At 60.8% G+C, this 8585-nt stretch carries 9 protein-coding genes and 1 pseudogene; all 10 read right to left on the bottom strand.

Going from position 1 to position 8585, the window contains the following annotated elements; genetic code table 11:
* Positions 1-375: ATP synthase F1 subunit epsilon (atpC, locus tag AB4043_RS08450; RefSeq protein ID WP_442306849.1), on the bottom strand; the 375-nt coding region annotated here is incomplete at its 3' end.
* A 3-nt stretch (positions 376-378) separates the two neighbouring features.
* Positions 379-1815, bottom strand: coding sequence for a F0F1 ATP synthase subunit beta (atpD, locus tag AB4043_RS08445; protein ID WP_442301102.1), 1437 nt, complete (start codon positions 1813-1815; stop codon positions 379-381).
* 13 nt (positions 1816-1828) lie between these two features.
* On the bottom strand, positions 1829-2920 hold the full coding sequence (locus AB4043_RS08440; protein WP_442301103.1) for a F0F1 ATP synthase subunit gamma: 1092 nt from the start codon (positions 2918-2920) through the stop codon (positions 1829-1831).
* Positions 2921-2926: 6 nt separating this feature from the next.
* Entirely contained in the window at positions 2927-4474 is a 1548-nt protein-coding gene (gene atpA, locus AB4043_RS08435; RefSeq protein ID WP_442301104.1) for a F0F1 ATP synthase subunit alpha, read from the bottom strand.
* 87 nt (positions 4475-4561) lie between these two features.
* Positions 4562-5101, bottom strand: coding sequence for an ATP synthase F1 subunit delta (gene atpH / locus AB4043_RS08430; RefSeq protein WP_442301105.1), 540 nt, complete (start codon positions 5099-5101; stop codon positions 4562-4564).
* Positions 5101-5817: a F0F1 ATP synthase subunit B family protein gene (locus AB4043_RS08425; protein WP_442306848.1), complete on the bottom strand. Its 717-nt coding sequence runs from the start codon at positions 5815-5817 to the stop codon at positions 5101-5103. The genes atpH and AB4043_RS08425 overlap by 1 nt, the downstream gene beginning before the upstream one ends.
* Positions 5814-6278 (bottom strand): ATP synthase F0 subunit B, encoded by a 465-nt coding sequence (locus AB4043_RS08420; protein WP_442301107.1) that lies wholly within the window; start codon positions 6276-6278, stop codon positions 5814-5816. The genes AB4043_RS08425 and AB4043_RS08420 overlap by 4 nt, the downstream gene beginning before the upstream one ends.
* Before the next feature lie 658 nt (positions 6279-6936).
* Positions 6937-7980: pseudogene (gene hflX, locus AB4043_RS08415) on the bottom strand (GTPase HflX); the annotation flags it as partial.
* Between the two features lie 41 nt (positions 7981-8021).
* The gene (gene hfq / locus AB4043_RS08410) at positions 8022-8327 is read right to left on the bottom strand and encodes an RNA chaperone Hfq (RefSeq protein ID WP_442301109.1); all 306 of its coding nucleotides are present in this window, start codon (positions 8325-8327) and stop codon (positions 8022-8024) included.
* Between the two features lie 28 nt (positions 8328-8355).
* Positions 8356-8585, bottom strand: a 230-nt coding sequence (locus AB4043_RS08405; RefSeq protein WP_442306847.1) for a hypothetical protein, incomplete at its 5' end; no start/stop codon positions are given.

Below are 8585 nucleotides of genomic sequence, written 5' to 3'. Positions count from 1 at the left end.
GGCATCGTCGTATGCCTGCGCTTCATCTCCGGCATTGGCCCAGTCCTTCTCACCCTGCAGAAGGTCAGCCTTGGCCTGCTCCACGTTGATCTCGCTTGGACGCATTGCCTGTTCGGCCAGGATAGTCACACGCTCCGGCAGTACCTCGGCAAAGCCCCAGGCTACGAAGAACTTCTCGTTGCCCGAAGCGCCGCCGTGCAGGCGAACCTCGCCGGCGCCCAGTTCGGCCAGCAGCGGAGAGGCGCCGTACAGCGTCTCCAGGTAGCCGGACATCGACGGCAGCTCCACCGCCTCAGCGGTGGTGTCGACCACCACGCGCTGCGGCGTGACCAACCGCACCGAGAGAAGTCCCGTATTGTGTGTTGTCTCGGCCATGGCTTACTTCTTCATCTTCTCCGCGGCTTCGAGCACTTCCTCGATCGAGCCCTTCATGTAGAAGGCCTGTTCCGGAATGCTGTCGTGCTTGCCTTCGATGATCTCCTTGAAGGAGCGGACCGTGTCGGCGACCTTGACGTACTTGCCCGGGTTGCCGGTGAAGATCTCGGCCACGTGGAAGGGCTGCGACAGGAAGCGCTGCACCTTACGCGCGCGGGCCACGGTGATCTTGTCCTCTTCCGAGAGCTCGTCGATACCGAGAATCGCGATGATGTCCTGCAGATCCTTATAACGCTGCAGAATTCCCTTCACGGCCTGGGCGACACGATAGTGCTCGTCACCGACTACGCGCGGAATCAGAATGCGCGAGTTCGAAGCCAGCGGATCGACGGCGGGATAAATACCGATTTCCGTCAGCGCACGCGAGAGCACGGTGGTGGCGTCAAGGTGAGCAAAGGTGGTCGCCGGAGCCGGGTCAGTAAGATCGTCAGCCGGAACATACACAGCCTGCACCGACGTAACCGAACCCTTCTTGGTCGAGGTAATACGCTCCTGCAGCTGACCCATCTCGGTCGCCAGGTTCGGCTGGTAACCTACGGCCGAAGGCATACGGCCCAGCAGCGTGGATACCTCGGAACCCGCCTGCGTGAAGCGGAAGATGTTGTCGATGAACAGCAGCGTGTCCGCGCCTTCTTCATCACGGAAGTGCTCCGCGATGGTCAGACCGGTCAGAGCTACGCGCAGACGCGCGCCCGGCGGCTCGGTCATCTGGCCATAGATGAGTGAGGCTTTGGACTTGGTCCAGTCGTGGGGATCGATAACGCCCGACTCCTGGAACTCGTGCCAGAGGTCGTTTCCTTCACGGGTACGCTCGCCTACACCGGCGAAGACGGAGAAGCCGCCGTGCTTCATGGCGACGTTGTTGATCAGCTCCTGAATCAGAACCGTCTTGCCTACACCGGCGCCGCCGAAGAGACCGATCTTACCGCCCTTCAAGAAGGGCTGGATCAGGTCGACGACCTTGATGCCGGTTTCGAACATCTCTTCCGAGGTCGACTGCTCGTCGAAGGCCGGGGCCTGACGGTGAATCGACCTGAAGGTCTTCGCCTGAACCGGTCCCAGCTCGTCCACGGGCTGCCCCAGAACGTTGAGCACACGGCCCAGGGTCTCACGGCCCACGGGAACGGTGATGGGGCCGCCGGTGTCCTGCGCCTTCATGCCGCGGACCATGCCTTCGGTCGCCGTCATGGCGACGGTACGCACACGGCCCTCGCCCAGATGCTGCTGCACCTCGACGATGACGTCGATGGGATAGGGCGTGGTGAAGCCCTCGCTGGTGATACGCAGCGCCTGGTAGATAGGCGGCATATTCGACTCTTCGAACTGCACGTCAACGGCCGGGCCGCTGATGGAAACTACGTGTCCAATGTTCTCTGCCATAAATCCTTCTCTCTTACAGAGCGGCCGCGCCGCTCACAATCTCGATCAGTTCCTTCGTGATGGCCGCCTGGCGTGCGCGGTTCATCGTCAAGCTCAGCGCGTCAATCATGTCACCCGCGTTGCTCGTGGCGTTATCCATCGCTGTCATACGAGCGGCATGTTCCGCAGCCGCCGACTCCAGCATCGCGTGCAGGATCTGGGTCTCAATGTACTTCGGCATCAGGTGCTTGAAGATGCGTGCCGGGCTCTGGTCGAAGATGTAGTCCACATCAGCGGTGCCGAACTTCTTGGCCTCGCGCTCGATCGCGGTCTCTTCCGGCTCCAGCGTGCTGACACCGGCGGAACGCGCCGCATGTCCGGCGGCTTCCTTCTGCTCAACCGACATCTCTTCGGCAGCAGTGATCTCCGGAGCTCCCAGCTTGGCGATCGGCAGCAGCTTCTCGACAACAACGCGCTGCGCAATCACGCTCTTGAACTCGTTGAAGACCACATAGACGGAGTCGATCTCGGCCCGCTCAAACCGGGCGACAATATCGCGCACCATCGCGTGCACCGTGTTGAAGTCCAGACGAGCCAGCATCAGCTCATGCTCACCGGTCAGCTCCACCTTTTGGGCACGATGACGAATGATCTCGTGATGCTCCGAGAGATCGTTGTCGTACTTCTCCGTCTTGCGCTCATACACGGCCCGGGGATACAGACGGCGGAAGGCATCCCTCGCCTTGCGGCCCACCGGCTCCACGTCCACATTCTGACCGCGGGTTTCACGCTCGCGCACAAAGGTCGAAGCGGCGCGCACGATGTTGGAGTTGAACGCTCCGGCAAAGCCCTTGTCGCCCGCAACCACCACCACGAGGACGTTCTTCTCCTCGCGCTGCACCAGCAGCGGATGGAGAGCTTCGCCCGTATTGTGATCGTAGATATCGGCGCGGCGCTGCAGCGATTCCAGCACGGACGTGATCATCTGCGCGTAAGGACGCGCCTGCAGCGCGGCCTCCTGCGCACGGCGCAGCTTGGCCGCCGAAACCATCTTCATCGCCTTGGTGATCTGCCGCGTGTTTTTCACGCTGCGGATACGGCGTCGTAGATCGAGAACGCTTGCCATAGTCGGTTAGGCCTTGGCGGCCGCAACCTCCTTCGGCTTACGCTCCGCGAGGAATGTCTTTTTGTACTCGGTGATGCCGTCGGTCAGCTTCTTCTTGACCTCGTCGTCGAGCTGCTTCTTCGTCGCGATGTCGTTCAGCACGCCATTGCCGTTGGCTTCGAGGAACGGGAACAGACCATCCTCGAACGCACGGAGCTGCTTCACTTCGACATCGTCCAGCAGGCCCTGGGTTCCGGCGAACAGAATCGCAACCTGCTTCTCGGCCGGCAGCGGCTGAAACTGCGGCTGCTTCAGCAGCTCCGTCAGACGCTGACCGCGGGCGAGCTGGCGCTGCGTGGCCGGATCGAGATCCGAACCGAACTGCGCGAAGGCCGCGAGCTCACGATATTGCGCCAGGTCAAGCTTCAGCGTCGAACCCACCTGCTTGGTCGCCTTGATGGCGGCGGCGAATCCTACACGGCTTACCGACAGACCTACGTTCACGGCTGGGCGGATACCCGAGTTGAACAGATCGGTCTCGAGGAAGATCTGACCATCGGTGATCGAGATGACGTTCGTCGGAATGTACGCCGCAACGTCGCCGGCCTGGGTCTCGATGATCGGAAGAGCCGTCAGCGAACCGCCGCCCTTCTCCTTGCTCATCTTGGCCGAACGCTCCAGCAGACGCGAGTGCAGATAGAAGACGTCGCCGGGGTAAGCTTCACGGCCCGGAGGACGGCGCAGCAGCAGCGAGATCTCGCGGTAGGCCACGGCGTGCTTCGACAGATCGTCATAGATCACCAGCGCGTGCTTGCCGTTGTCGCGGAAGTACTCACCGATAGCGGTAGCAGTGTAGGGAGCCAGATAAGACATCGGCGCCGGCTCGGAGGCCGTTGCGGCGACGACGACCGTATAGGCCATCGCGCCCTTCTCTTCCAGCGTCTGCACCACCTGGGCTACCGACGAACGCTTCTGACCGATCGCGCAGTAGATGCAGATCAGGTCGTTCTTCGCCGAGTTGATGATGGTGTCCAGAGCAACGGCGGTTTTACCGGTCTGGCGGTCGCCGATCAGCAACTCACGCTGTCCACGGCCAATCGGAATCATCGAGTCAATGGCCTTGATACCGGTCGCCATCGGCTCGGTAACCGACTGACGGTCGATAACGCCCGGAGCGATACGCTCGATAGGCAGTGAATGCGGTGTATTGATCGGTCCCTTGTCGTCGATCGGCTGGCCAAGCGCGTTGACCACGCGGCCCACCATCGCCTCGCCTACCGGAACCGACATAATCGTGCCCGTACGCTTGACCTGGTCGCCTTCGCTGATCTGGGTGTAATCGCCCAGAACCACGGCGCCCACCTGGCCCTCGTCCAGGTTCATGGCCAGACCGGCAATGCCCTTGGGGAACTCGATCAGCTCACCGGCCATGACCTTGTCCAGGCCGTGGATACGGGCGATACCGTCGCCCAGCGAGATCACGGTGCCGACCTCGTCGACCTGTACACGCTGCTCGTAGTTCTCAATCTGCTGCCGCAGAAGTTCGGTTATCTCATCTGCCTTGATCTGAGCCATTCCGTCGTTTCCTCTTCAATCCCTTGATACTTCTTCAATCTTGATGCTTCGTTTGTCGCGGTGTGTCTTGTACGTTTCCGCCGCGGCTTACGCGTTGACCAGCTTCTGTTTCAACTGGGCCAACTGCGCCTTGACCGAGCCGTCATACAACGTCGATCCAATCCTGATAATTGCTCCACCCAGCAGAGAGGCGTCCTGCTTATAGCTGGCGCGAACCTTTCCACCGGCCAGAGCTCCGGCCTTCCGTTCCAGCAGCGCCTTATCCTCGTCGGTCAAAGGATGGGCGCTGATGATCTCAGCCTCCGAAATTCCAGCTTGTCTGTCAGCGATGGCATTGTACTGATCCAGCACATCGCCCAGCATCTCCATGCGGCCGTGTGCGGTCAGCACCGCCAGAAAGTTCCGTACCGGCCGGTCGAAACCAATCCGTCCACCCACCGCGTCCAGCACCTTTACCTTGGTGGCCTGGTCGATCGACGGGTTCTCGAGAAGTTCCCGCAGCTCGCGGCTGCCGGCCAGCGTTCCTGCAAAATCCTCAAGCTGCTGGCGAATCTGCTCGCGGTTGAGCTGCGAAGCGGCTACCACATCCGCAAAGGCGTGCGCGTAACGAACAGCGACATCTGCCATTAGTTCTGGCCTCCGTTTCCGCCCAGACGGTCCGCAAAGCTGCGGATCAACAGGCGGTCAGTCTCAGCCGTAACCTGCAGCTTCTGCGCTGCCTGCGAGATCGCCAGGTCGGCGGCGTACTCTTTGATGGCGCGCTGTGCGTGGGCACTGGCTGCGCCAATCTCCTGTTCGGCGGCGGCGACAATCCGGTTCTTCTCGTCCTCGAGCTGCGCCTTCATCCGTGTCTCTTCCGCGGCGGCATCGGCGGCGGCCTGCGACTTCAGCGCAGCAATCTCACCATCCAGCTTCGCCAGGCGAGCCTCGACGGCGGACATGCGGGCATTGGCGGCCTCGGTCGCCGAGCGGGCTTCATTGATCTGCTTGCCGATCGTGGCGGAACGGTTACGGAAGGCCTTGGGCAGCGACTTCATCAGGCCATAGAGAACGGCAATCGCGAGGATCGCAAAGTTCAGCACCTGGAAGGCGGTGRCAGCGGTGTCTGGCTGCATGCCCAGGGCATGGCCGATCTTTACTACCATCGGGCTCTTCAGGAAGGCCTCGTTGGACTCTTCGTCCTTCTTCTCGGACTTCTGCTCTTCAGGAGCGGTCAGCTCCGCCTTATCCTGCTTGGCTGCAGGCGCGGGGACGGGAGCAGTTTCCTGCGCAAAGGTCAGCGGCGCGGGCACAGCAAGAACACCGGCGAGCATCGCCGCAAACAAAATCTTCTTCAACTTCACTGGGCTCCTCCCGCCAGAACTCCCGCAGAAAGAATGGCCTTAACCACCTGAGCTGAAAGCTGCTCGCTGGCCACCTCAATCTGCCTCTTCGCCTCGGTCACGCTTTGCTCGACCTGCTGGCGGGCAGCGGTGATACGCGTTTGCGCCTGCTCACGCGCTTCGGCCAGGATGGCTTCGCGCTCGGCGTTGAACTGCTGCACACGCTTCTGGCGGGCCTCGAAGATCTCGGCACGCGCAACGCGCAACCGCTCTTCATACTCCGACGTCTTGCTTTCAGCGGAGGCTACAGCAGACTTAGCCTGCTCCATGGCGCCCGATGTACGCGCCCGGCGCTCGGCCAGCGTCTTCTCAAGAGGACGGCGCACCAGTACGGTATAGGCGATTACCACGAGCGGAAACAACACAATCGTCGGCACGGAGCCGAGCACAAGTTCGCTGAGTTTAGCTAGGATCTCATTCATGAAATGACTTGTCAGGAAAGCTGCCGTAACCGCGGGAACGGATCTTCAGGGCAGCGAAAGAGGCTTTCTTTTCTTCCCTTCGACATCTTATTTGTAACAAGGCATTTTGGGGCATGTCAATGTGGATTCGTGCGATAACAGAACCCACGCATCGCTATTCGCACAATTTGACATCCCTGAAATATCCCCGAAAAGTACTTGACTCCCTTGGGAACCGGAGTACCCTTTAAGTCACCACCTGGACCCAATTCAGGGTCAATCAGGCCGCCTCGCCGGGGACACTCTCCGCTCCCCCTCTTTGAGGCGGCCTGGTCATTTAAACGCTCAACTCCGGATGCCCATACACCGGGTGCCCGATGTCCCGGGGTCCCCAACGAACTTGTTTCGTTGGGGTGGTGTCCCGATTCTGGGACGTGGGTATTCGAGCGAAGCTCGAACCGTTTTTTGTTTGTCATTTCGTAGCACTCGGGGTCCCGGCCGGCTACCGGAGAAATCTGCTTTTCTACCTATTTTTTCTGGGCAGCATCGGGAAAAGCAGATTCCTACGGGATGCATCGCGTAAAGCGGGTCCTTCGCGTTCGCCCAGGATGACAAACAAAAACTACGTTCCTGCCACCTACGACGCCGACTCCAACTGAAACCGCCGATACCGCCCCAACAGACCTCCCAGCACCTTTTCCACCTGTGTCTTCTGCTCATCCAGCATCGGCGACGAAACATCGCGCACATGCAGCAGAATCTCCGCGCGTTCCACCTCTTCCAGAGTGGCGCGGAAGCTGGTGACCAGCGTGTGCGGCAGATTGCGGATAAAGCCGACCGTATCGCTGAGCAACACCTTGCGCCGTGAAGGCAGCGCAAGCTGACGCAGCTTCGGGTCGAGCGTTGCGAACATGCGACTCGACTCCAGCACGCCCGCCTCTGTCAGCGCATTGAACAACGTGCTCTTGCCTGCGTTGGTATAGCCCACCAGCGCCACCACCGGTACCGGGACACCTTCGCGCCGCTGCCGCTGCTGGCGGCGGATGCGCCGCACCTGCTCGAGCTGTGCTTTTACATGATCGATGCGGACATGGATGCGCCGACGGTCGGTTTCGAGCTTCGTTTCGCCGGGGCCACGGGTGCCGATACCGCCGCCAAGCTGGCTCATTGCCTTGCCTCGTCCGGCAAGCCGCGGCAACTGGTACTCGAGCTGCGCCAGTTCTACCTGCAAATGGCCCTCACGGGTCCGCGCGTGACGGGCAAAGATGTCGAGGATAAGCTGCGTGCGATCAATCACACGGCATGGCAACAGCTTTTCAAGATTGCGAAGCTGCGAGGGAGAGAGATCGTGGTCGAACAGCACCAGCTCTGCGCCCGTGCTCTCAGCCATGGCGGCAATCTCTTCCGCCTTACCCTGACCCACCAGCAACGCGGGGTCAGGCTTCTGCCGGCGCTGGATCATGACCGAAGCGATCTCCGCGCCGGCCGAACGCGCCAACTCACGGAACTCCTCCAGCGCGGCCTCAAAGTCGAGGTCGGCCACAGGAACCGCCGGCGGCGTGGGAACGTCGGGCACTGCAGCGTCAATAGCCGCAGAGGCGCGCGCCTGTGCGGCGACATGCGGAACCCGCCGCCGCTCGCCGGTAAACTCTACCGCGACCAGGACAGCTCGCTCCGCGTGCGCGCTCAGACTGCGCTCGCGCAGTTCGTCAGCCTGCCGCAGCCTCTCTACGAGAAGCCGCGGCTTCTGTATGTCTGCCAATGCTAGGCGCCTGCGGGCTCATGCGCGGCGACAGCAGCCGACGAAGGAGCGCCATGTGACATGGCGGATCCATGCGGCCGGTCGCCGTGTCCCGTAGCGGAACGCCCACTGACCACGGTGGAGATAGCGTGCTTGAAGATCAACTGCTCCTGACTATTGTTCTCGAGCAGCACGGAATACTTGTCGAAGGAGCGAATACGGCCCGTCAGCTTCACGCCGCTTACGAGGTAGATCGTGATGGGGCTCTTGTCTTTGCGGACGGTGTTGAGAAAAGTGTCCTGAATGTTCTGCGCCGGCTTCGAATCCATAAGGCCGATCTCCTTTTAGATTTCTGGTTCAAAATGCGTTGCTGGAAACAGTGAAGCTGCACCGCTTCCCCCGGGTTATGTGAGAGAAACTGCAGCGGCGTCCAGACTCAAAAGTCTTGAGCGAGTTCACAATACGAGCATTGTGGCGATTTTTCAACACTTGCTGCCCTAATAGACGCGCAGGGTAGCCCTTAGGCTGCTCAAAATTTGATTGTTTCTTCGCACAATGCATTTTCCCTGTTGCCGGGTATCCCGAAA

The organism is Terriglobus sp. YAF25, assembly GCF_052113305.1.
Classification (GTDB): domain Bacteria; phylum Acidobacteriota; class Terriglobia; order Terriglobales; family Acidobacteriaceae; genus Terriglobus.
This window is presented reverse-complemented; position numbering and strand designations above follow the sequence as displayed.